Annotated in this window: 23 protein-coding genes; 9 read left to right on the forward strand and 14 right to left on the reverse strand. The window is 66.0% G+C overall.

Annotated elements, in window-relative coordinates:
• Positions 1-21: 21 nt before the first annotated feature.
• On the reverse strand, positions 22-855 hold the full coding sequence (locus AYJ57_RS23850) for a transporter substrate-binding domain-containing protein (RefSeq protein ID WP_066111797.1): 834 nt from the start codon (positions 853-855) through the stop codon (positions 22-24).
• A 392-nt stretch (positions 856-1,247) separates the two neighbouring features.
• Here AYJ57_RS23850 and AYJ57_RS23855 point away from each other — a divergent pair, with 392 nt between their 5' ends.
• Positions 1,248-1,661, forward strand: coding sequence for a VOC family protein (locus AYJ57_RS23855; protein WP_066111799.1), 414 nt, complete (start codon positions 1,248-1,250; stop codon positions 1,659-1,661).
• 73 nt (positions 1,662-1,734) lie between these two features.
• On the opposite strand, the gene AYJ57_RS23860 is transcribed toward AYJ57_RS23855, so the two are convergent.
• From AYJ57_RS23860 to AYJ57_RS23910, 11 genes are all read right to left on the reverse strand, one after another.
• Positions 1,735-2,544, reverse strand: a complete 810-nt coding sequence (locus tag AYJ57_RS23860) for a metallophosphoesterase family protein (RefSeq protein ID WP_066111801.1) — start codon at positions 2,542-2,544, stop codon at positions 1,735-1,737.
• A 77-nt stretch (positions 2,545-2,621) separates the two neighbouring features.
• Positions 2,622-2,954, reverse strand: coding sequence for a RidA family protein (locus AYJ57_RS23865; protein WP_066111803.1), 333 nt, complete (start codon positions 2,952-2,954; stop codon positions 2,622-2,624).
• Positions 2,955-2,968: 14 nt separating this feature from the next.
• Positions 2,969-4,462, reverse strand: a complete 1,494-nt coding sequence (locus AYJ57_RS23870; protein ID WP_066111807.1) for an amidase — start codon at positions 4,460-4,462, stop codon at positions 2,969-2,971.
• Entirely contained in the window at positions 4,459-5,778 is a 1,320-nt protein-coding gene (locus tag AYJ57_RS23875; RefSeq protein ID WP_066111809.1) for a D-serine ammonia-lyase, read from the reverse strand. Before AYJ57_RS23875 ends, AYJ57_RS23870 begins: the two co-directional genes overlap by 4 nt.
• Positions 5,775-6,587: a sulfite exporter TauE/SafE family protein gene (locus AYJ57_RS23880; RefSeq protein ID WP_066111811.1), complete on the reverse strand. Its 813-nt coding sequence runs from the start codon at positions 6,585-6,587 to the stop codon at positions 5,775-5,777. The genes AYJ57_RS23875 and AYJ57_RS23880 overlap by 4 nt, the downstream gene beginning before the upstream one ends.
• Positions 6,588-6,589: 2 nt before the next feature.
• Positions 6,590-7,978, reverse strand: a complete 1,389-nt coding sequence (locus AYJ57_RS23885) for a M20 family metallopeptidase (protein ID WP_066111813.1) — start codon at positions 7,976-7,978, stop codon at positions 6,590-6,592.
• Between the two features lie 24 nt (positions 7,979-8,002).
• Positions 8,003-9,574 carry a gamma-glutamyltransferase gene (locus AYJ57_RS23890; protein ID WP_066111815.1) on the reverse strand — a complete coding sequence of 524 codons (1,572 nt, stop codon included), beginning with the start codon at positions 9,572-9,574 and terminating at the stop codon, positions 8,003-8,005.
• Positions 9,571-11,235 (reverse strand): ABC transporter ATP-binding protein, encoded by a 1,665-nt coding sequence (locus AYJ57_RS23895; protein ID WP_066111817.1) that lies wholly within the window; start codon positions 11,233-11,235, stop codon positions 9,571-9,573. Before AYJ57_RS23895 ends, AYJ57_RS23890 begins: the two co-directional genes overlap by 4 nt.
• Positions 11,235-12,125 carry an ABC transporter permease gene (locus AYJ57_RS23900; RefSeq protein WP_066111984.1) on the reverse strand — a complete coding sequence of 297 codons (891 nt, stop codon included), beginning with the start codon at positions 12,123-12,125 and terminating at the stop codon, positions 11,235-11,237. Before AYJ57_RS23900 ends, AYJ57_RS23895 begins: the two co-directional genes overlap by 1 nt.
• 49 nt (positions 12,126-12,174) lie before the next feature.
• Positions 12,175-13,092: an ABC transporter permease gene (locus AYJ57_RS23905; RefSeq protein WP_066111818.1), complete on the reverse strand. Its 918-nt coding sequence runs from the start codon at positions 13,090-13,092 to the stop codon at positions 12,175-12,177.
• A gap of 60 nt (positions 13,093-13,152) precedes the next feature.
• Positions 13,153-14,661 (reverse strand): ABC transporter substrate-binding protein, encoded by a 1,509-nt coding sequence (locus AYJ57_RS23910; protein WP_066111820.1) that lies wholly within the window; start codon positions 14,659-14,661, stop codon positions 13,153-13,155.
• A 98-nt stretch (positions 14,662-14,759) separates the two neighbouring features.
• On the opposite strand from AYJ57_RS23910, the gene AYJ57_RS23915 reads away from it, so the two are divergent.
• Positions 14,760-15,431: a GntR family transcriptional regulator gene (locus tag AYJ57_RS23915; protein WP_066111822.1), complete on the forward strand. Its 672-nt coding sequence runs from the start codon at positions 14,760-14,762 to the stop codon at positions 15,429-15,431.
• 15 nt (positions 15,432-15,446) lie between these two features.
• Here AYJ57_RS23915 and AYJ57_RS23920 read toward each other — a convergent pair whose 3' ends face one another.
• On the reverse strand, positions 15,447-16,058 hold the full coding sequence (locus tag AYJ57_RS23920; protein ID WP_066111824.1) for a TetR/AcrR family transcriptional regulator: 612 nt from the start codon (positions 16,056-16,058) through the stop codon (positions 15,447-15,449).
• Between the two features lie 149 nt (positions 16,059-16,207).
• On the opposite strand from AYJ57_RS23920, the gene AYJ57_RS23925 reads away from it, so the two are divergent.
• From AYJ57_RS23925 to AYJ57_RS23955, 7 genes are all read left to right on the forward strand, one after another.
• The gene (locus AYJ57_RS23925; RefSeq protein WP_066111826.1) at positions 16,208-17,278 is read left to right on the forward strand and encodes a putative urea ABC transporter substrate-binding protein; all 1,071 of its coding nucleotides are present in this window, start codon (positions 16,208-16,210) and stop codon (positions 17,276-17,278) included.
• Between the two features lie 21 nt (positions 17,279-17,299).
• Positions 17,300-18,118: an ABC transporter permease gene (locus AYJ57_RS23930; protein WP_066111828.1), complete on the forward strand. Its 819-nt coding sequence runs from the start codon at positions 17,300-17,302 to the stop codon at positions 18,116-18,118.
• The gene (locus AYJ57_RS23935) at positions 18,118-18,879 is read left to right on the forward strand and encodes an ABC transporter ATP-binding protein (RefSeq protein WP_066111830.1); all 762 of its coding nucleotides are present in this window, start codon (positions 18,118-18,120) and stop codon (positions 18,877-18,879) included. The genes AYJ57_RS23930 and AYJ57_RS23935 overlap by 1 nt, the downstream gene beginning before the upstream one ends.
• Before the next feature lie 62 nt (positions 18,880-18,941).
• Positions 18,942-20,255 carry an NtaA/DmoA family FMN-dependent monooxygenase gene (locus AYJ57_RS23940; protein WP_066111832.1) on the forward strand — a complete coding sequence of 438 codons (1,314 nt, stop codon included), beginning with the start codon at positions 18,942-18,944 and terminating at the stop codon, positions 20,253-20,255.
• A 61-nt stretch (positions 20,256-20,316) separates the two neighbouring features.
• Positions 20,317-21,111 carry a creatininase gene (locus tag AYJ57_RS23945; protein WP_066111834.1) on the forward strand — a complete coding sequence of 265 codons (795 nt, stop codon included), beginning with the start codon at positions 20,317-20,319 and terminating at the stop codon, positions 21,109-21,111.
• Positions 21,108-21,875 (forward strand): SDR family NAD(P)-dependent oxidoreductase, encoded by a 768-nt coding sequence (locus tag AYJ57_RS23950; RefSeq protein ID WP_066111836.1) that lies wholly within the window; start codon positions 21,108-21,110, stop codon positions 21,873-21,875. Before AYJ57_RS23945 ends, AYJ57_RS23950 begins: the two co-directional genes overlap by 4 nt.
• Entirely contained in the window at positions 21,872-22,585 is a 714-nt protein-coding gene (locus AYJ57_RS23955) for an SDR family NAD(P)-dependent oxidoreductase (protein WP_083191517.1), read from the forward strand. Before AYJ57_RS23950 ends, AYJ57_RS23955 begins: the two co-directional genes overlap by 4 nt.
• A gap of 9 nt (positions 22,586-22,594) precedes the next feature.
• Here the strand turns inward: AYJ57_RS23955 and AYJ57_RS23960 are convergent, their stop codons facing one another.
• The gene (locus AYJ57_RS23960) at positions 22,595-23,371 is read right to left on the reverse strand and encodes a transglutaminase-like domain-containing protein (protein WP_442974933.1); all 777 of its coding nucleotides are present in this window, start codon (positions 23,369-23,371) and stop codon (positions 22,595-22,597) included.
• Between the last annotated feature and the right edge of the window lie 149 nt (positions 23,372-23,520).

Below are 23,520 nucleotides of genomic sequence, written 5' to 3' on the forward strand. Positions count from 1 at the left end.
GTCAGGGAGCGGTGTCAGCGATCAGAAGTCGCAGGAGACCTCATGTTCGGCTTCGTCGTAACCGTCGAAACCGGGGGTGCCGTAGCCGGGGGTCGGGGTGACGATGGTGGTGCCCTCGGTCGGGGTCACGCCGAACCATTTTTCCGACAGTTCAACCATCGTGCCATCGGTCTTGAGGCATTCCAGCACGGCGTCGATCTTGTTGCGGGTTTCCACGTCGTCCTTGCGGAACGGGAAGGCCCAGACGAGGCCGGTGGGGTATTCGTAGCTGAGATCGATGCGCGGGTTTTGCTTCGCTGCCCATGCCGAGACGGTGGCACCGGCAAGGTTGGCGTCGGCACGGCCGGTGGCCACGGCTTCGACCGCATCGGTGTTGGTGCCATAGGCGACGACTTCCCAGCCATATTCCTCGGCCTTCTCGGTCAGGAAGGATTCATAGACCGAGCCTTTGTTGACCGCGATGGTCTTGCCCTTGAAGGCCTCGAGCCCCTCCATCGACTCTGTCCCCGCGGGGACAGTGAAGGCAAAGTTGGTGTCCATGAAGCCTTCCGAGAAGAGCAGGTTCGACGCGCGCTCTTCGGTGACGGTGGTCGGGGCGACGAGGAAGTCATAGGTGCCCGCCTGCAGCGCCGGGATCAGCCCCGAGAACTGCGCCGCGGTCACATCGACCTCGGTGCCGAGCTTTTCGCCGATGGCCGCTGCCAGATCGACGTTGAAACCCTCGACACCGCCCGACAGGCTGGGCATGGCGTGGGGGGCGAAGGTGCCGTCGAGAGCGACCTTATAGCCTTCGGCAGAAGCGGGGATCGCCAGCGCGGCGAAGGCTGCGGAAAGAAGGAAACCGGTTCGTTTCATGAGGAGCTCCGTGTTGGGTTGGTTTGTTTTTGCTGTGATCCGGGGGAGGCTCGGATGTGTTCAAAAAGACGGCGGACCCGGGGGAGAGCAATAGAAATGAAGATTATACTGATAGTATAATTATAAACAGGGATTATATATCGGCGCGGGATGGCCACGTGCCCGCCGGCTGCTGCGCGAGGGGCTCCTGACCCTAAGTAATTGGTCTGGTTCGGACAATCGCATTCCCCGGCGGCAGGCGCAGGGCGCTTAGGCGGGGATACGCGGGGCGCTGCAGCGCTTCAGAGCTCCCCGATCGGGCCCTTTACGATGCCCGCGGATTGAGCAATCCATGCCCCATCGTGCGCCCGGGCTGGGGTCCGGCGCTGTCCCGGCAACCGGAGTATTCCTTAATGAAATCCCTCTTCCACCTCGCGATTCACGTCAAAGACCTCGACGAGACCCGCGCCTTCTACGGCGACGTTCTGGGCTGCGAGGAAGGCCGCTCGACCGACACTTGGGTCGATTTCGACTTCTTCGGCCACCAGCTGTCGCTGCACCTCGGCGAGCCCTTCCCGGTGACCCGCACCGGCAAGGTTGGCGAGCATATGGTGATGATGCCGCACATGGGTGCGGTGCTGCGCCTCGACGATTGGAAGGCGCTGGCGGCGCGGCTGCAGGAGAAGGGCACCGCGTTCGACATCCCGCCGGTCATTCGCTTCGAAGGCGAGCCGGGCGAACAGCGGACGATGTTCTTCTTCGATCCCTCGGGCAACCCGATCGAGATCAAGGGCTTTGCCGATTTCGACGGCCTCTTCGCCTCCTGATCCGTAAGTCCCTGAAACGAAAGCCCCCGGCCAGATGGCCGGGGGCTTTTTCATGCGCCGGCCGTCGCGCCGCTCAGAGATCTTTCAGCAGATCATAGGTCGCCGAGCCGCGCCGCAGCGTGTCGACCCCGGCGCGCAGCAGGCTGCGCTGCGTCGGGCTGAGTTCGACGCTCGGCTGCCAAACCTCGGCGCGGCCCAGACCCTTCACCCGCACGCCATTGGGCAGCACGCTCTCGTACGACAGGTGGTGGTGGCCATGCACGATCAGCCCCGCACCCATGTCGCCAGCCAGCCGGTCGATAAAGGAGAACCCGTGGCGGTTGCAGCTTGGCGCCTCGTGGCTGACCAGCACATCGGCGCGCTGAAGCCCGAGCTTGGCCACCTCCGAGGGAAAGATCGTGCTGCGGTGGCGGCGCGGCAGGCCGCCTCTGTGCAGGGCCGAGGGGTGGCTGGCGGCGATCATATCCTCGGGCGAATGCACCTGCGCCGGGCCTCTGCCGTCCCAGACCCGGCCCCGTACCACGCCGCCCAGCCCGGCGATCGCGGTGCCCATGCCGGTGGCCTGCACCACCTTGCCGTCGAGCAGGTTTGCCGGCATCTCGTCATGCAAAAGATCGCAGATCTCGTCGGTTTCCGTGTCGTGGTTGCCCGAGATCGTCCACCAATTGATGCCGCGCGCGCGCACGTCTTGCAGCGCGCGGCGGGCGGTCTCGACCTGCGCCGGATCCTTCGCGGCATCGGCCAGATCGCCAAGGATGATCACCTCTTTGGTCTCGGGTCCGAGCGCCTTCAGCAGCGGATCCCAGCGGCCATGCGGATCGCCATAGAACAGCACCCCCTCGAGCAGGAGAGCCCATTCGGACTGGTTGAGATCATCTTGCATGGCAGGTCCTTCCGGCGGCAGTGATCCAGCTAGACCACGCAGCCGCCGGGAATGCAAACCTGCCCCAGAGGCGGGGATCAGCCCTCGGCGATCACCGTGATCTCGACCTTGGCGTCGATCATCAGCGCGCAGCCGATGGTGGTGCGCACCGGGTAGGGCTCGGGGAACATCTCGGCATAGACCTTGTTGAAGGCCGGGAAATCCGCCGGATCGGTCAGGTAGCAGGTCGCCGACATGACGTGCGACAGATCGAGCCCTTCCTTGGCCAGCGTCGCCTTGATGTTCTCGAGGCACTGGCGTGTCTGCGCCTCGATGCCGTCGGGGATTTTGCCGTCCGGCCCAAAGCCGAGTTCGCCCGAGAGATAGAGGGTGCTGCCGGAGCGGCGGGTCTTGGAGAGGGGGATGCTCATGAGATATCCTTGGATCAGTCGAAGGTGAGAAAGCCGGGCGCGTCCGACAGCTTCGGCGCCTTGGCCAGTGCCGCGATGTCGGGTCCGCGCGGGGCGAGATCGGAGAGGCCCGCGATCACCGCCTCAAGCTCTGCCGCCACCGCCAGCACGCCCAGATCGTCGTGCCGCTTGCCGATGATCTGCAGCCCGAAGGGCATGCCATTGGCATCCGTCCCGCAGGGGATGGTGATCGAGGGGTGGCCCGCGATGGTCGACGCATAGGCCATGGCGAGCCAATGGTAGTAGCTCTTGGTCGGCACGCCGTCGATCTGCGTGGGATAAAGCTCGTGCCAGTCGCGCGGCGAGATGCAGACCGCCGGAGAGAGCAGGTAGTCGGTGGTCTCGAAGAAGGCCTGCCAGTCGCGGTAAAAGCGCGCCTGCCCAAAGATCGCCTGCGCCACATCCTCGGCGGAATAGCTGCGGCCCTCGGCGACATTGTCGCGGACGTTGGGGCCGACCAGCTCGGGCTGTTCGTCCACGAGTTTCGCATGCACCCCAAGGAATTGCACCGCGCGCAGCACCGAGAAGATGCGGTCGGCGTCGCTGCAGTCGGGGGTGGCGTCCTCGACCTGCCCGAAGAAGGGCGCCAGTTGCGGCATGATCTTGCGGAAGTGGTCGCGGATGAGGCTCTCGGTCGGGGCAAATCCGAAATCCTCGGTCACCGCGATCTTCAGCGACGACAGATCGCGGCGCGGCAGATTGGCGAAATCACCGGGGCACCAGAGCGTCTTGCCGTCCATCACCGTGGTGAAAGGATCATTGCGGTCGGGACGCGCGAGCACCGAGAGCATCAGCGCGCAATCGGCCACGTTGCGCGCCATCGGGCCGGAGGTGGGCAGCGGGATCAGCCCTGCCGCGCGGGTGTTGCCGGGCACCACGCCGGGGCTGGGGCGATAGCCGACGATGCCGCAAAATGCCGCCGGGTTGCGCAGGCTGCCGCCGGTGTCCGAGCCGGTGGCGAGCGGGGCATAGCCGCAGGCCAGCGCCACCGCCGAGCCGCCCGAGGATCCGGCGCAGCTGCGGGTGATGTCATGCGGGTTGGCCGTCACGCCGTAGACGCGGTTGCGGGTGTTGGCCCCGGCGCTCCATTCGGGGTTGTTGGTCTTGCCCATGGGAAAGCCGCCCGCCGCGCGCATGGCGGCGACGATGGCGTCATCCTTGGTGGCGATATTGTCCCTGAACGCCTCGGAACCGAAGGTGGTGGGCAGGCCGGTGACGTCGATCATGTCCTTCACGCCGAAGGGCAGCCCGTGCAGCGCCCCCAGTTCCTTGCCTGCGGTCACATCCGCTTCGGCCTGTTTCGCGGCCTTGCGCAGCCCGTCGAAATCGCGGGCGATCAGCGCGTTGACGGCGGGGTCCACCGCTTCGACGCGGGCGATGCAGGCCTCGGCCAGTTCCACCGGCGACAGCTGCTTGCGGGCGATCAGGCTGCGCGCCTCAATGGCCCCGAGGTCGGCGGGATTGGTCATGACGAAACTCCTTTCAGATCGAAGCGCGGGCCGAGCGCGCGGCCCTTCGCGACAAAACCTTGGTACTGCTCCTCGGGCACGAATGCGCCGCCGGTGGTCCAGATCACATGCACCGCGCGCGCCGGATCGACGGTGGGCATATGCATGGCCCTAAAGGCGCGGCCCTCATGGGTGTTCATCAGCATCTGCGGCCCGCCAAAGCCCGAGGCGGCCGAGGGCTCCAGCCGCAGCCCCTTGGTCTCGGCCAGCGCGAGCCAGCGGAAGAGATCGTCGTCGCCGACGGTGAAGACCCCGGCCAGCCGCCGCTGCATCCGCTCGGCCACCAGTTGCGACATGGTGGCGACGGCCATGCCGTCGGCCTCGGTGCGGTTCGACAGGCCAAGCTCGTAGACCGAGGTTTCGCGGCCCAGCCCCTCGCGCATCTGCACGAGCGCCGAAGGGGCCTGCACCGGCTCGACAAAGAACGGGTGCACGTCGGGGCCAAAGACACCGCGCGCGCCATGGGCAATGCCGCCCGGCGCGCCGCCGATGCCGCAAGGCAGATAGAGGATCAGCGGACGGTCGGGGCCGATGGAAATGCCCTGCTCGGCCAGTTGCTCCTTCAGTTCGGCGGCGGCGGCGCTGTAGCCCTTGAACAGCAGCAGCGAGTCCTCGTCATCGACGAAATGGGTCAGCGGATCGCGCGCGGCGATCTCGCGGGCGGCGGCGACGGCCTGCGAATAATCGGTCTCATGCTGCACCACCTCGACGCCGAGGCTCTGCAGCCGCGCCACCTTCCACTCTTTGGCGTCATGCGACATATGCACCGTCGCCTTATAGCCAAGCGCCCGTGCCGCGATGCCGACGCTGAGCCCGAGGTTGCCGGTGGAGCCGACGGCGATGCGGCGCTCTCCAAAGAAGGCGCGGGCATCGTCGCCCGCGAGTTTCTCGATGTCCTCGCCATCATAGAGCAGCTCTGCGCCGCGCGCCTGACTGACGGCGATGCTGAGCACTTCGAAGACGCCGCCGCGCGCCTTGACCGACCCGGCGACGGGCAGCGCGTGGTCTCCCTTGACCAGCAGCGTGCCGTATTCGGGAGCATCGTAACCAAGCGCGGGGCGCAGATCGGCGATATCGGTGAGGGTCGAGCGGATCACGCCCGAAGGTGCCAGTTCGGGCCAAAGCTCGGCCATCAGCGGTGCGAAACGAGCCCAGGCGGCCTTGGCCCCCATCACGTCCGCCATGGCCTGCGGGTCGGTCTGCGGGGCATAGCCCGGATTGGTCCAAAGCACCGGCTCGGCGGCGCGCAGCCGCTGCAGGAGGGTCTCGTCGCTCATCCCATCAGTGCCTTGCGCAGCATGTTCCCGGCCAGCACCAGCACGGTCAGCGCAAACACCAGCCGCAGGCGGGCGGGGCTGAGGCTATGTGCCAGTTTCACGCCGATCGGCACGGTCAGCAGCGAGGTCACCATAATCAGCAGCACCGCGGGCAGGTTGACGTAGCCCACCGTGCCCGGCGGCTTGCCGGTGATTTCCCAACCGGTCAGCAGAAAGGCGATGAAGCCGGGGATCGAAATCAGCAGGCCGAAGCCGGGCGAGGTGCCCACGGCGCGATGCGGCGGCACGTTGTAGGCGGTCAGTAGCGGCACGGTGAAACTGCCGCCGCCGATGCCCATCAGGGCCGAGAAAAAGCCGATGATGCCGCCGTAGATCGCGCTGAGCCCGCGCCCCGGCAGCGTGTCCGACAGCCGCCAGCTTTTCTTGCCGAGCAGCATGTAAAGCCCGAGGCAGACGCCGACGATGCCGAAGACCAGCTGCAGCTGGTGGCTGCGCAGCACGGTGGCGGCCAGCACGCCCAGCACCGAGCCGATGGCGATGAACGGCCCCCATGTCTTGATCAGCTCGACGCTCACCGCGCCGCGCTTGTGGTGCGAGGTGACCGAGCGCAGCGATGTCACAATGATCGTGCCGGTGGAGGTGGCGACGCAGATCTGCATGAGCTGGTTCGGCTCATACCCGAGCCCGGTGAAGACGTAATAGAAGGCGGGCACGAGGATGATCCCGCCGCCCACGCCAAGCAGCCCCGAGATGATCCCGGCCACCGCGCCCGCGGCGGCGATGACCGCAAAGAGGATGATGTAGTCCATAGTCAGTCCTTCGGCGCGCCGTGCTCGGCGAGGTCACAAAACAGCCCGGTCATGCCAATCAGCGCCTGTTTCGAGAGCGGCTTCAGCACATGCTCGTTCGGGGCGTGCTGGCTGCAACCGGCATAGGAGTGGGGCACCCAGATGGTCGGCAGGTCCAGCACTTCGGCAAAGCAGTCATTGGGCAGCGAGCCGCCGAGGTTGGGCAGGATATGCGGGCTCTGGCCGGTGCTCTTTTGCAGCGAGGTCGCGGCGAAGCGCACCCAAGGGTGATCGGGGTCGAGCCGCGTTGCAGGGAAGGATCCGCGGTCGGCAGAGGAGATCTGAACCTGCTGGAAACCGTGCGTGTCGAGATGGCGGCGCAGCGCGGGCAGAATGTCGTCCACATCGGTGCCGACGACGAAGCGCAGCTGGCAGGTGGCGCGCGCCCAGCCTGCGATGGCATTCACCGGCGCCTCGGGCACGCCCGAGATCATCGCCAGCACCGCAAAGCTGTTCCAGCCAAAGACGCGCTCGGACATGGTCAGGCTTTCTTCGCCCCAGTCCGGGTCGAGCGCGATGCCCGATTTTACCTCCGGCAGCGCCGCCAGCACTTCGCGGATGCGCGGGGTCAGGCTGTCGGGGCGCCATTCGGGCACGTTGATCTGGCCGCGTCGGTCGGTGATGCAGGCCAGCGCATGGGCGAGGATGATCGCAGGGTCGGCCAGCAGGCCGCCGAAGTTGCCCGAGTGGTTGGCCCCCTCGCGCAGCTCGACCTTGAGATCGAACAGCGCCCCGCCGCGCGAGCCGGTGAAGATGGTCGGCGCGTCGGGCGACAGGCGCGGCCCGTCCGAGGCGATCAGCACATCGGCGGCCAGAAGCTCCTCGTGCTCTTCGCAGAAGGTCTTGAGGCCGGGCGAGCCGTTCTCTTCGCCCATTTCGATCAGCACCTTGGCGTTGAAGCCCAGCTTGCCCTGCGTCTCGATCAGCGCCGCCATGGCGCGCAGGTTGATCAGGTGCTGGACCTTGTTGTCCGCCGAGCCGCGACCATAGAGCCGGTCGCCCTCTTCGGTGAGCGTGAAGGGCTCCAGCCCCTCGCGCCACTGGCCCTCTTGCGCGCGGATCACATCGCCATGGCCATAGGTCAGCACCGTGGGCAGGCTCTCATCTTCGATACGCTGGCCGACGAGCAGCGGGCCAGCGCCCGCTTGCGGGTTGTCGAAGATCTGGCAGCTGAAGCCCATCGCCTCCAGCATCGGCGCCATCGCCTCGGTGAGATAGGCCATCAGATGCGGCGCGCCGCGCGGGTCCTGACTTTCGGTGGGGCGGGCGACCAGTTCGGCCAGTTCGCTCTGGAAGCTGCCGCTGTCGAAATACTCGGTGATGGCCGCAAGGGCGGTGTCGCGGGGGGACATGGGGTCTCTTTCTTGCTTCGTCGGTCAGTCGGCAGCGATCCCGTCGCCCCAGGGCGAGAAGGTCTCGGTCGTGCCGGAATTGGTGGTGCCTTCGCGCAGGACCCCGGCGGGGCAGGCAAAGGCGAAGGGGAAGGGCAGGCGCTGGACCATGGCCAGCGGGTGCGCGGCGGCGAGCGCCTCGGTGACGGGACCTGCGAGGCGCTCGTCAGCCACCACCTGCGCCCCGCCCGAGACGTCGATGCGCGGCGCTTCGATGGCCTCCTGCATGGACATGCCCTGCTCGATGATATGGCCCGAGATCTGCCCGACGGCGGGCATGATCTTGCGCCCGCCGCTGGCCCCGAGGGCAAAGCGCTTGCCGGGGGCCTCGCCGATGACCGGGCAGACGTTCATCAAGCAGCGTTTGCCGGGGGCGAGGCTGTTGGGCCCGCCCGGTGCGGGATCGAACCACATGATGCCGTTGTTGAGCAGCATGCCGGTGGAGGGCGAGACCACGCGCGAGCCGAAGATCGACAGCAGCGTCTGGGTCATCGCGACCATGTTGCCGTGGCCGTCGACGATCGAGAAATGCGTGGTGCAGCCGGGGGCCTTGGCCGATTCATGGTCGCCCATCCCCTCGAGCCGCGCGGCATAGGCGGCCTTGAGCGCCTCCGCGCGCGCCAGATGCGCCTTGGGCGAGGCGGCCTCGGCGGCGTCATAGCCCTTGGTCCAGCCGGTGACGGCGTGGCTCAGCGTCGGTCCGGCGGTGAGGCCGGGCAGGGCAAAGAGCCGCCCGTCGCGATAGGGGATCTCCAGCGGGTCGGACCATTGCGGCGCATAGGCCGCGAGATCGTCCATGGTCAGAAAGCCGCCCTTGGCGGTCACATCGCCCGACAGCATCGCGGCGATATCGCCTTTGTAGAAGTCTTCTGCGCCCGCCTGCGCCAACTGCTCCAGCGTGGCGGCGTGGCGCGACTGGTCGAGGCGGATGTCGGAAAGCGCCGTCCAGCCAGAGCCCTTGGGCCATTGCCCGTCTTCGAGGAACATGGCGGCGGCGTCCGGGTCCTGCGCAAGATCGCGCGCCGAGGAGGCGATGACCAGCGCCGCGTACCAATCCACGTGCAGGCCCTTCTTGGCGAAACCGATGGCGGGGGAGAGCAGGTCTTTCCACGGCATGCGGCCATAGCGCCCATGCGCGGCGGCGATGCCCGCGACGGTGCCAGGCACCGCGACCGAGGTCCCGCCGATGACGTTGCGGTCCTCGACCACCGCGTCCCACGGAAAAAGGTCCGAGGCCTTGCCCGCGCCCGACAGAGGATAATGCGCCGGATCGAGCGCGGCGGAACTGCGCATGCCGTAGTTCAGCGCATGGGCGCGGCCCTCGTCCTCGCGCCAGATCATCATCGCGCCGCCGCCCATCGGGCCGGACATCCACGGCTCCAGCACACCGATGGCGAAGCTCACCGCCACGGCGGCATCAAGCGCATCGCCGCCCGCCTTCAGAACCTCGGCCCCGGCCTTGGCCGCAAGCGCGTGCTGGGCTGCAACAACGCCGCCCGAAGTGGCGGTGACGCCGGGCTTGCGGGTGGTCTGCGACGGAGAGAACGAGCCGCTCATGCCAGACCTCCCATGCCCATGACGCCGGTGGCGGGGGGCAGTTTCGACACGTCCGGCACGTCCCAATCCTGTCCGGGCTGCGCCGCGAGCAGTTTTTGCGTATAGGCATGGCTGGGGCTGCCAAAGACCTGATCGACCGAGCCGCGCTCGACGATCTCACCCTGCTGCATGACGATGAGATTGTCGCAGACCTGCGCCGCGACGCGCAGATCGTGGGTGATGAAGAGCACGGTCAGCCCCATCTTGTCGCGGATTTCATTGAGCAACTTGAGCACTTCCTTCTGCACCGACACGTCGAGCGCCGAGACCGCCTCGTCGGCGATCAGCACCTTGGGTTCGACCATCAGCGCGCGCGCAATGCAAATGCGTTGACGCTGACCGCCGGAAAACTGGTTGGGGTAGCGGTTGAGCGCGTCGGGATCGAGCCGCACGATTTTCATCAGCTCGCGGGCCTTTTCCATCGCCTCGGCGCGGTCGCGGCCAAAGTTCACCGGCCCTTCGACCAGCTGGTCGCCGATGGTGCGGCGCGGGTTGAGCGAGCCATAGGGATCCTGAAACACGATCTGGATCATCTTGCGGTAGGGATGCAGCGCGCGCTTGGAATAGGCGGCAATATCAGTGCCCTCGACCCAGACGTGGCCCGCGTCGGGGTCCTCCAGCCGGATCAGGCATTTGACCAGCGTCGACTTGCCCGAGCCGCTCTCGCCGACAATGCCCAGCGTCTCGCCGCGCCGCACGGCAAAGCCGACGTCCTTGCAGGCGTGCACGATGCGGCCGGGGCGGAACATGTTGCCCTTCACGTGGTAGGTCTTTTCCAGCCCTTCCACCTTTAGCATCTCGACCCGCCCTTCGAGGCTGGGTTGCGCGGCGCGCTCGCGGCGCGGCACCGCGTCGATCAACAGGCGGGTGTAGGGGTGCTGCGGGCGGTTGAGCACCTCTTCGGCGCTGCCCTGCTCGACGATGCGCCCGTGTTGCATGACCACCACCCGGTCGGCGATCTCGGCCACCACGTCGAAGTCATGGGTGACGAACATGATGCCCGCCGAATGCTTTTCACGCAGCTCTTTCAGCAGGTGCAGGATCTGCGCCTGCGTCGACAGGTCGAGCGCCGTGGTCGGCTCGTCGGCGATCAGCAGCGCCGGGTCGAGCGCCAGCGCCATGGCGATCACGATGCGCTGCCGCTGCCCGCCCGAAAGCTGGTGCGGGTAGCTGGAGTAGATGCGCGCCGGGTCGGGCAGTTGCACCTCGTCCAGCAGCTTGATCGTGCGGGCCTTGCGCTCGGCGGCGGGCAGGCTGGTGTGCTGCTCGAACATCTCTTCGATCTGGTTGCCGACCGTGTAGCAGGGGTTCAGCGCCGACATCGGCTCCTGAAAGATCATCGCCATGCGCCGACCGCGCAGTTTCGAATGCTCGGACGGCGGCAGTTTCAGCAGGTCCTTGCCGTCAAAGATCACCTCGCCGGACGAGGGCACCAGCGCTTTCGGCAGCAGCCCCATGGTGGTGAAGGAGGTGATCGACTTGCCCGAGCCGGACTCGCCGACGATGCAAACGATCTCCTTGGGCATGATCTCGAGGCTCAGCCCTTCGACCGCATGGGGCCGGTCGCCACCCTTGGGCAGATCGACGGTGAGGTTGCGGATGGACAGGATGGGATCGGTCATCAGTTTCTGCCTTCGGGTGCGGTGACGTCGCGGATGCCGTCGCCGAGCATGTTGATCGACAGGACGAGGAAAAACAGCGCCACGCCGGGAATGGTGATGAGCCACGGCTCGAAGAGCAGCATTTCCTTGCCCTCCGAGATCATCAGCCCCCACGACGGGGTGGGCGGCTGCACGCCGAGGCCAAGGAACGACAGCGCCGCTTCGAGGATGATGGCATGGGCCATCTCCAGCGTGAAAATCACGATCAGATGGTTCATCACGTTTGGCAGGATGTCCTTCCACAGCACCCGCGGCAGCGAGGCGCCCAGCACCTCGGCGGCGGCGACATATTCGAGCTTGCGCACCTGCATGGTGGCGGCGCGCAGCACCACGGCGAAGCGGTCCCAGAGCAGCAGCCCCAGCACCGAGACCACCACCATCAGCGAGCCGCCGAAGAGCGCGACCACCGCCAGCGCCACCAGCACCACCGGCATCGCAAGGCGCACGTTGATCAGGAAGGTCACTGCCATATCCACGCGGCCTCCGAAGTAGCCCGCGAGGATGCCCAGCACCGAGCCGATCAGCGCCGAGATGGTGGCGGCCAACAGCCCGATCATCAGCGAGATGCGCGCGCCATAGGCCAGCCGGGCCCAGAAGTCGCGGCCCAATGCATCGGTGCCGAGCCAATGCGCCTCGTCGCCGCCCATGAAGACGGGCGGTTTCATGCGGGCCAAGAGGTCCTGATCATAGGGGCTGTAGCTGGTGAGCAGCGGCGCGCAGAGCGCGACGAAGATGATGATGCCCATCACCAGCGCGCCGAAGATCAGCCCGCGGTGACGCAGGGCGCGGCGCGCCATCGCCTGACGGGGCGAGAGCGGGGCTTCCTTGGGGGCGGCGTTGGAGGCGGTCATGGCGGGGCTTTCGGATGCGGTCGTGTCGGTCATGTCGAGGCGCCTTCGGTCAGCCCACGCGCAGGCGCGGGTCCATCCACGCGTTCAGCACGTCGGCGAGGAAGGTGAACAGGATGTAGAACATGGAAAAGACGAGGATCAGCGCCTGCATCACCGGCAGGTCGTTGCGGCTGATGCTCTCCCACGCCAGATAGCCTGCGCCATGCAGCGCAAAGATCGACTCCACGACGATCGAGCCGCCGAGCATGAAGCCCATCTGCACCGCTGCGAGGCTGATCACCGGGATGATGGCGTTGCGCAGCGCGTGTTTGAACAGCACCTTGCGCGGCGCGAGACCCTTGGCGCGGGCGGTGCGGATGTAGTCGGCGGAAAGCACCTCGATCATCCCGGCGCGGGTCAGGCGCATGATCGCGGGCGTGGCGTAATAGCCGAGAACCACCGTGGGCAGGATGAAGTGTTTCCAGCCATCCGAGCCCGAGGCGGGCACGAGGCCGAGCTTGATCGAAAAGACCACGATCAGGATCAGCCCGAACCAGAACGAGGGGATCGCCTGACCCACGACCGAGATGAAGAGCGCGGCGCGGTCGATCAGCGAGTTCGGCCTCACCGCCGCCGCAACGCCCATCGGGATGGCGAGGATCAGCGCAAACGAGATCGCCAGCAGGCCCAGCGTCATGGTCACGCCAAGCCGGTCGCCGATGATCTCGGTGGTCGGCAGATCGAAATACCAAGAGCGCCCCAGATCGCCGCCCGCGGCAGAGACCAGCCAGTCGGCGTATTGCACCAGCACCGGGCGATCGAAACCATAGCGTTCGGTGATTGCGGCGATGTCCTCGGCGGCGGCGTTCTCACCGGCGATCGAGATGGCCGGATCGCCCGCCATGAACAGCAGGCTGAAGCTGATCGCCGAGACGGTCAGCGCGACCAGCACCGCAAGACCGAGGCGTTTGAGGATATAGAGCAGCATGGGGTGTTCCTGTGGTCGGGTCTCGCCCGGCCCCGCGAGGGGGCCGGGCAGGGCCAGCGGTTACTTCCAGCCGAAGCTGAAGAAGCGGACCAGTTCGTCATCGGTCGGTGTGAACTCCATTTCGGGGCTCATCACGTAGTTGACGTTGTAGGTCCACAGCGGCACCCAATAGGCCTCGCTGGTGATCTTGTTCAGCGCGTTGGAGTAGAGCGCCTGTCGCTCTTCCTTGTCGTTGGTGCTGTCGGCGGCCTCGATCCAGTCGATCACTTCCTGATCGCGCGCGTCGTCCTGCGGCCCGCCGGTGAAGAACTCCGAGGTGATCGCCGACGCGTCTGCCACCGAGTTCGAGCCCCATGTCAGGAAGGCCATCGGCACTTCGCCCTTGCGGTGCTTCTCGCGCAGGGCCGAGTATTGCATGAAGTTGAGGTTGGCGTTGATGCCGACCTTGCCCAGAAAGCCCATGATCGCCTCGGCGTAGGGCCGGTTGCGATAGGCGTAGAAGTCGATGTCGAACCCGTCGGGATAGCCCGCCTCGGCCAGCAGCTCCTTGGCCTTCTCGGGATCGTACTCATAGCCCTCGACGCTCTGGTCGCAGGCGAATTGCGCGGGCGAGCAGGCGGTGTCGATCACTTCCGACGAGCCTTTGACCAGCGCATCCACGATCGCCTGACGGTCGATGGCGTGATAGACCGCCTCGCGCACTTTCTGATCGGTCATCGGCGTGTCGCCGGCGCGGCCAGCGGCATCCATGGTGATGTAGCCGACCCGCATCGCGGGGGCGTTGACCACTTGGTACTTGCCCATAGCGTCGAGCTTTTCCGCCTGATCGGCGGGCATGTTCCACAGGAAGTCGAGCGTGCCGTTAAAGAACTCGGCGATCTGCGTGTTGGTGTCGGGAACGGTGCGGATGTCGACCTTGGCGACCCCGGCCTTGCCCTTCGGCCCGCCGTAGTAATCCTCGAACCGCTCAAGGACGAAGTGCTTGCCCGGCTCCAGTTCGGTCACTTTGAAGGGGCCGGTGCCGACGGGCTTCAGACCCATGCCGCTCGGGCCAACTTCGGCATAATATTCATCGGGATACATGGCCACGGGGCCGGCTAGGAATTCCTCGGCCGCCGGGAAGGGCGCGCCCAGAATGATCCGCACGGTGTAGTCGTCGACCTTCTCGGCGTGGTCCATCCAGCCGACGTTGGCCATGTTCTTCACGCCGTTTTCGGGATCGGTCACATAGTTGACGGTGAACACCACGTCATCGGCGTTGAACGGCTCGCCATTGTGGAAGGTCACGCCCTCGCGCAGCTTCAGTTCGAGCGTGACATCGTCGATCCACGTCCACTCGGTGGCAAGGTTGCCTTTATACTCGCCTGTGTCCGGATCGCGGTACAGCAGGCCATCCCAGACCGAATGGTTGAGCAGCAGGCCCTCGCGCGCGGTGTTGAAGTAGACATCCGCGGTTTCGAGTTCCTTGTTGAAGGCCATGTTCACCGTGTCACTCGCCTTATCCGCGAAAGCGGGGGCAGAGAGACTCGCGCAAAGCGCGGTTCCGGCGAGAAGTTTCCACGTTTTCATGGTGTTGTCCTCACTGTTGGCGTTTTCGTTATTTGTATTCTTTTGATTATTCCTGTATACAATCTGGGGGGATTGCATATCGTCAAGGATTTTTCCCGATGTCCGACAACTCCAGAACCGCCACCCGGATTTGCTCAATTATCGAGCAGCGGATCGCGTCGGGTGCATATCAGGATGGCGACAAGCTGAGCGAAGTGGCGCTGGCCGAGCAACTCGAGGTGTCGCGCACGCCGCTGCGCGAGGCGTTTCTGACGCTCGAAGCGATTGGTCTGGTGGAGTTGATTCCGCGCCGGGGGGCCTTCGTGCGGCGGCCCTCGATGACCCGTCTGGTCGAGATGTTCGAGGTGATGGCCGGGCTCGAGGCGTGGTGCGTGCGGCTGGCGGCGCAGCGCATCACACCGGCGCAGCGGCTGTATCTGCGGCGCGCGGCGCAGGATTGTGAGGCGGCGCTGAAGGAGGGCGCCGCGGATCATTACTATGAGGCCAACAACCGCCTCCACGGGATGATCTACGAGGCGTCGGGCAATCAGGTGCTGGCCGAAGAGGCAAAACGCATGGACCGGCGGCTGCGCCCGTTCCGGCGGCGTCAGCTCGACGTCACCGGGCGGCTGGAGAAATCCATGCAGGAGCACATGGGCATTCTCGACGCGATGGAGCGCGGCGAGGCCGATCACGCCGCCGAATTGATGCGCCAGCACATCAACTCGCTGAGCAGCACCTATGATGTCTATCTCGCCTCGCTGGGCGAGGACGCGCGCGACCGGCGCTGAGCACTGCCAAAGGCGTCAGGGCGCGGGCTGAAGATAGTCGAGCAGCTGGTCCCGCACGTCGCGCAGGTTGTTTTCAAAGGCGAAATCGTTCCGTGCGGGCCCGCCGAAGAACACGCCATCGATGGCGATCGAGGTCAGCCGCGCGGTGCGCTCGGGGTCGACCTCGCGGAACCGGCCCTCGGCCATGCCGTCGAGGATGGCGTGTTTCAGCGTCTCCCGCTCGCGCGCATAGAACTCGTCGATGATCGCCAGCGCCTCGGCATCGCGGCTTTCCTGAGCGCCGAAATCGCTCATCAGCTTGACCATGCGCATCAGGCGCGGCGCGGCCTCGATGGTGGCGTCGATCCACACGTCAGCCGCGCCGAGCGGGGCACCGACATCCTTGGGCAGATCGTCGAACATCACCAGAAAGTCGTCCACCGCGTGCCGCAGCGTGGCGTGCACCAGCCCCTCTTTATTGTCGAAGTAGTGGTAGAGCAGCGCCATGTTCACGCCGCAGGCCGCCGCGATCTGCCGCATGGTGATCGAGGCGAAGTGTTGATTCGCACACAGCTGCAGCATCTCGTCGAGGATCTGCGTGCGCCGCTCGGCCGGATCGAGCCGTTTTCTGGTTGCGGTCCTGGCCATGGGGACTCTCCGTTCACGCCGCGCCGTCGTAGCGAACTCATCAGGTGATTAATAGCGCATTTTTTATACATATTAAAAACTTGATTTTAACTATTCAACGCTCGTTTAGTTAGAGCATCGAACATCTCTTTCCCTCCCGGAGACACTCCATGCGTATTTCCCGACTGCTTCTTCTGCTTGCTTCCGCGGCCTCGGTCGCCTTCACCGCGCCCGCTCAGGCGCAGGAGAAGGAGACGTTCAAGGTAGGTTATGTCGTCTATGTGGGCTTCATGCCTCTGGCTTGGATGCGCACCGAAGGGCTGATGGAGGCGTGGGGCGAGAAATACGGCGTCGACGTCGAGCTTATCCAGATCAATGACTACGTGGGCTCGATCAACCAGTTCATCGCAGGCGATCTCGACGCGGTGGCGGTGGCGGGCATGGACGCGCTGACCATGCCGGCGGCGGGCGGGGTGGATACCTCGATCTTCCTGATCACCGATTATTCCGACGGCAACGACATGCTGATCTCGCGCAGCGCCGAAAAGGTCGAGGACCTGCTCGATGATGAGGTCTGGCTGCTGCAATACTCGGTGTCGCACTACCTGCTGAACCGCGCGCTGGCCGAGGCCGGGATCACCGAGCCGTGGCGGGTGAAGAGCGTCAACATCTCGGATGCCGAGATCGGCGCCGCCTATGTCACCCAGCCCGAGATGAAGCATGTGGCGACATGGAACCCGATTGCCGCCGAAATGCTGAACCAAGTGCCCGAGAGCAACGTGCTGTTCGACAGCTCGGACATCCCCGGCGAGATCATGGATGTGTTCATCGCCCGCACCGAGACGCTGGAAGAGCATCCCGAGTTCGCCAAGGCGCTGACCGGCGCATGGTATGAGGCGATGGAGACCATGGCGGCCGAGACCGGCGACGAGCAGCCGATGGCCGAGGTCATGGCGTCGGCCATGGGCACGGATGTGGCGGGCCTGTCGGTGCAGGTGGACCAGACGCATTTCTTCACCACGCCCGGCGATGCGGCGGCCTTCCTCTCGGCGGACAGCAGCCGCGACATCATGGACAAGGTGCGCACCTTCAGCTTCGAGCAGGGCCTGTTTGGGCAGGGGGCTTCCAGCGTCGATGCCATCGGCATAGAGGTCGGCGGCACGGTGCTTGGGGACGAGGGCAACGTGAAGCTGCGCTTCGATCCGAGCTTCTCGGAGATGGCCGCCGCGGGCGAGCTGTAATCGGCGACCCGAGACGTTTCCATGCGCCGAGCCATCAACCGGCTTCCCTCCCGCAGGAGTAAAATCCTGCTGGGCGCGATGCCCTTCATTCTGGTGATCGCGGTCTACGCGGTCACCTCCGAAGCGCGGCACGCCGTCGATGCTTCCGACAAGCTGATGCCGGGCCTCGAAGCCTTTCGCACCGCCATGTCCCGCCTGATCTTTCAGGTCGACATGGCGACCGGCAAGAAACTCTTCTGGGCCGACACTTGGGCCTCGTTGTCGCGGCTTGGGATCGGCCTTGGCCTGTCGGCGCTGATCGGCCTCGTCATCGGGGTGCTGGTAGGGTTCATCCCCTATCTGCGCGCCATCTTTGAGCCCTTCTTCGCCGCGCTCTCGCTGGTTCCGCCGCTGGCGGTGCTGCCGATCCTCTTCATCCTCTTCGGCCTCGGCGAGCTGTCGAAGACCGTGCTCATCGTCTTTGGCATCGCGCCCTTCATCATCCGCGACGTGATGCTGCGGGTGTCGGAAATCCCGCGCGAGCAGATCGTCAAGGCGCAGACCCTTGGCGCCTCGACATGGCAGATGATCCTCGGGCTGGTGCTGCCGCAGGTCTTGCCGCGGCTGATCAGTTCGGTGCGGCTGTCGCTGGGGGCGGCGTGGCTTTTTGTCATCGCCGCCGAGGCGATCACCGCCGAGGCAGGCCTTGGCTACCGCATCTTCCTCGTCCGGCGCTATCTCGCGATGGATGTGATCTTGCCCTACGTCGTGTGGATCACCTTCCTTGCCTTTGCGATGGATTACGCGCTGCGCGTCGCGCATGACGCGATCCCCTGGACGCGCTTCCGGGAGGGCGGCTGATGGCCATCATCACCTTCGACAATGTCTCCAAGACCTATGGCGAGACCGTGGTGCTCGAGAACATCAACCTGTTCATCGACGACAACGAGTTCCTTGCGGTGGTCGGGCCTTCGGGGGCAGGCAAATCGACGTTGCTGCGCATGCTGCTGAGCCAAGAGGCTCCGACCGGCGGGCAGATCCTCATCGACGGCGAGCCCATCGCGCCAGAGCCCATGCCCGATCGCGGCATCGTCTTTCAGCGCTACTCGGTGTTCCCGCACCGCACGGTGATCGGCAATGTCATGACCGGCCCCGAATGGCAGGCGGCCCCTTTGATGGGGCGGCTCTTCGGCAGCGCCCGCGCCGATCTGCGTGACCGGGCGCAGGCGATGCTCGATCGGGTCGGGCTGGGCGGACATGCGGCGCTTTATCCGGCGCAGCTTTCGGGCGGACAGCAGCAGCGGCTTGCCATTGCGCAGGCGCTGATGACCAAACCCAAGGTGCTGCTGCTCGACGAGCCCTTCGGTGCGCTCGACCCCGGCACCCGCAAGGCCATGCACCAACTGGTGCTGGAGCTGTGGGAAGAGCATCAGATGACCGTGGTGATGGTGACCCATGATCTCTCCGAGGCGTTCCACCTCGGCACGCGGGTCATCGCCGTGGACAAGCGCCGCCACGATCCGCATGCGCCGCACCGCTACGGCTCGATCATCACCTCCGACTTCGAGGCCAAGCCGCGGCTGGCCCGCAGCCTGCGCCGCGCCGAGCGCGCGGCGGGCTGATCCTCCCCTTCCTCCCGAACTCAGCCAGCTTTGGCTGGCGCATTTGCAAGGACGACCGACAGATGACCGACAAACGCTTTCACCTCGCATGGTTCATGAATTTCACCCCCGACGAATGGCGCGCGCCCTTCGGGCAGGGCGGCTACCCGTGGGACGGGCAGTTCTACATCGAGATGGCGCAGACGTTGGAACGGGCCTGCTTCGATTACATCATGATCGAAGACAAGCTGATGGTGCCCGAGACCTTCGGCGGCGACCGCAAGTTCTCGCTGGCCAACGGCATGATGGCCCCCAAGCACGATCCGGCGCCGCTGGCGGTGGCCATGGGCATGGCGACGCGCAACCTTGGTGTCGTCGCCACCATGTCGACCATGGCCTATCCGCCCTTCATGCTCGCCCGTCTCAGCTCGACCATCGACAGTCTGACCAAGGGCCGCTTCGGCTGGAACGTGGTCACCTCCGCTGAGGATCTGGCCGCGCAGAACTTCGGCATGGACGTGCTGCCCCCGCGCGAGCAGCGCTATGCCATGGCCGACGAATATATGGATGTGGTGGGGCAGCTCTTTGACAGCTGGGACGCCGATGCCGTGGTGCTCGACCGCGAGAACGGCGTCTACGCCGACAGCACCAAGGTGCGCAGCATCGATTTCGAGGGCGAGTTCTTCAAGGTGCGCGGGCCGCTCAACACTGTGCCTTCGCCGCAGAAGCGCCCGGTCTACGTGCAGGCCGGTGCCTCGCCGCGGGGCCGCGATTTCGCCGCGCAGCACGCCGATAGCATCGTCTCGGTGGCCAATGGCATCGAGGGGATGAAGGCCTTCCGCGATGACATCCGCGCCCGCGCCGAGAAGATCGGCCGCAACCCCGACGACATCAAAGTGCTGTTCTGCGTCACCCCCACGCTTGGCGAGACCGAAGAGGACGCCCGCGCCAAATACGAGCGCGGCACCACCGCCGATCATTTCGTCAACGATGTGCTGGCTTCGATCTCGGCGATCACCGAGATCGACTTCTCGCAATATGATCTCGACAAGCCGCTGCCCGAGAAACTGGTGACCAACGGCGAAAGCGGCACGCTCGACAAGTTCCAGCAATGGGGCAGTGGCAAAACCCTGCGCGAACTGGCCGCTGCCGAGGGCGGCGGGCTGGTCTCGTCGATGGAACTGATCGGCACCCCGGCGCAGGTGGCCGACAAGATGGGCGAGGCGATGGCCGAAGTGGGCGGGGACGGGTTCCTGATCACCACCCCGGTGCTGCGGGTCAGCCGCCATTACCTTGTCGAGATCGCCGACGGGCTGGTGCCCGAACTGCAACGCCGCGGCCTCGTGCGCACCGAGTACAAACACCAGCTGCTGCGCGACAACCTCAAGGAATTCTGAGGACAGTCGAGAATGCGCGGGCCCTTCGCGGGGCCCGCGCGGCAACAAGGAAAGCCCGATCATGACCAGCCCCGCCCAACCGCCCGCACCTTCGCCGGTTCTGATGGCCGAGATGACATGGCCCGATTATGCCGAAGCGCTGGAGCGCAACCCGGTGGTCTTTCTGCCCACCGGCGCGCTTGAACAGCACGGCCCGCATCTGCCGATGGGCGTGGATCACATGCTGCCGCTGGCCATCGCCGAAGAGATCGCCCGTGACATCGGCGGCGTGGTCGCCGCGCCCGTCTGCTATGGCTACAAGTCGATGACCCGCTCGGCGGGCGGTCCGTTCTTTCCCGGCTCCACCGGGCTCGACGCGGCAACACTGACGGGCATCGTGCGTGACATCATCCGCGAGTTGGTGCGACACGGCGTGCGGCGGATCTGCGTGCTCGATGGCAACTACGAGAACCTGTGGTTCCTCAACGAAGGCATCGATCTGGCAATGCGCGACGCGGCGGGCAAGGATTTGCGGGTCATGTGCCTGCAGCATTGGGATTTTCTCACCGAAGACACGCTGGCGCAGGTCTTCCCCGAGGGCTATCCGGGCATCGAGCTGGAACATGCGGCGGTGCTCGAGACCTCGCTGATGATGCATTTCTACCCGCATCTCGTCCGCGCCGATCTGATCCCCGACAATAAGGCCGCCTATGCTCCGCCCTATGACGCATGGCCGCCGCATCGCGACTGGGTGGCGCCCGAGGGCAACCTTGTGTCCGCCGCCGGAGCGAGCCCCGCGAAGGGCGCGCTGATGGCCGAGCAATACCGGCGCGACATCGGGGCTGCGGTGCGCGGCGAGTTCGGGCTCGGCGCATGAGCGCTGCGGGACGGGTTCAGTTCGATTTCACCGGCCAGAATGTGGTGGTGACAGGCGCCAGCCGCGGCATCGGGCAGGGCATCGCCGCCGCCTTTGCCGCCGCCGGAGCGTCGCTGTGGATGCTGGCCGAGGATGATGGGATCCACCCCGCTGCCGACGCGCTGGGTGCGACGCCGCTGCGCTGCGATATCCGCGCGCCCGAGGCGGTGGCCGAGGCCCTGGCGCCACTGGGGCGGATCGACGTGCTGGTGAACAACGCCGGGATCGAGCGGCCCACGTGGCTCGATGATCCGGCGGCGGGCAAGGTTGCCGCCGAGGTGCTGAGCATCAACGTCATGGGCACCGAGCATGTCACCCGCGCGGCGCTGCCGAAGATGGGGCAGGGCGGGCGCATCCTGCTGACCTCCTCGATCTGGGGCAAGACGGCGGTGGCTGGGTTTTCCGCCTATGCTGCGTCGAAACACGCGATGCTCGGGCTGATGCGCAGCTGGGCCAAAGAGCTTGGCCCGCGCGGCATCACGGTCAACGCGGTCTGCCCCGGCTGGATCGGCACCGAGTCCGCGCTCGCCTCGGCGCACGAGATGGCGCGGGTAGAGGGGCGCACACAAGAGGCGGTGATGGCCGACATTCTGGCGGCGCAGGCGATGCCGGGCCTGATGTTGCCGCAGGACATCGCGGCGCTTTATCTTTTCCTCGCCAGCGAGGGCGCGGCCTGCATCAGCGGACAAGCGGTCTGCATTGATCGCGGCGAGACGCTGGCATGAGCGGCCCGCTGACCGGAGAGGTGGCGCTGGTCACGGGCGGCAGCCGGGGCATCGGGCGCGCCATGGCGCTGGCGCTGCGCGAGGCCGGAGCGGCGGTGGCGGTCTGCCATCCGCGCGATCCGCAGGCGGCGGATTTGCCGGAAGACATCCTGCAACTGCCCGCCGATGTGACCCTTGAGACCGAGGTCAGCGACATGTTCGCCAGGCTTCAGGCGCGGCTCGGCCCGGTGACGCGGGTGTTCGCCAATGCCGGCATTCTCGACGAGGCCCCCCTGCGCGACACCTCTGCCGAGGCGTTCGACCGGGTGATCGCGGTCAACCTGCGCGGCGCTTTCCTGACCGCGCGCGCGGCAGCGCGGCAGATGCCGGGCGGGCGGATCATCTTCACCGCCTCGGATCTGGGCTATCTTGGCGCGGCGAATACAGTGGCCTATGCCGCCTCGAAGGGCGGGATCATCGCCATGACCCGCAGCCTCGCGCGGGAACTGGGGCCGCAGATCCTCGTCAATGCCATCGCGCCCGGCCCGGTGGAGACCGATATGACCGCTGGCATGACCCCCGAGGCGGTGGCCCGCGATCTTGCCACGCCGCTTGGCCGCTTCGGCACGCCCGAGGAGATCGCCGCCATGGCGGTGTTTCTCGCCGGGCCGGGGGCAGGGTTCATCACGGGACAGGTCTATGGCGTCAACGGCGGCTCGGCGATGTACTGACGGCGCGCCTCAGCCGGGGATCTCGGTCACGCTCACCTCCTGCCAGACCAGCGTCGCCGGGGCCTGCGATTCCATGAAGGCGATGTCATAAGCGTCGCGCCCCACGGCGATCAGCGCCAGCGCGTCCGGGCGGCACATGCCGGTGGGATCCACCGGGTGCCAGCGCCCCTCCAGCCAGACCTCGGCCAGCGCGTGAAAGTCAGGCGGCGTGACGCAAGGCCCATAGGCGGCGACCATGCGCGCGGGGATCTGCGCCGCGCGCACCATGGCGCAGAAAAGATGAGCGTAATCGCGGCACACCCCCTGCCGCGCCGCGAAGGTCTCCAGCACATGGGTGTCGGCATCGGAACTGCCGGGGACGTAGTCCAGCTCGGCCTCGATCCAGTCGCGGATCGCCAGAACCTTGGCACCGCCCTGCAAATGGCCGAAGCGCCGCGCGACGAAGGCGACGAACTTATCCGACAGGCAATAGCGCGAGGGCCGGATGAACGGCGCGGCCTCGGTGGTCAATTCGTGCAAAGGCGCGGCGCGCAGCGTCTCGAGGGGAAGGTCTGGACGGGTCACCTCGACCTCGGCGCGGTAGCTCAGCCGCATCTCGTCGCCGGGCACCTGCACCCAGAGGCGGCTTCCAAGGTCCATGTCGCCCGCGATCCGCGTCACCTGCGCATCCCCCAGATCAAGCTCGGCGCGGTTGACCGTTTGTCCTGCGGTCTCGGCGGCTTCGATCACAAGGGTGACCGTGTTGGGCATGGCGAACTGATAGTGCATCTCTACGTCGATCATCATGCGCATCCGGCACCCCCGGTCTGATTGGTCCTCTCGGTCTCAAGATGGCGCGCGCGCCGCGCTTGTCACGCAATCTTGGACCTGCGCCGGAGAGGTCGGGGCAAAGCGCGCGATTCCGATGGGAAATGGCGGAAATTCACGCGCGGCGG

Origin of the sequence: Salipiger sp. CCB-MM3, from assembly GCF_001687105.1 — a bacterium.
Lineage (GTDB): Bacteria > Pseudomonadota > Alphaproteobacteria > Rhodobacterales > Rhodobacteraceae > Salipiger.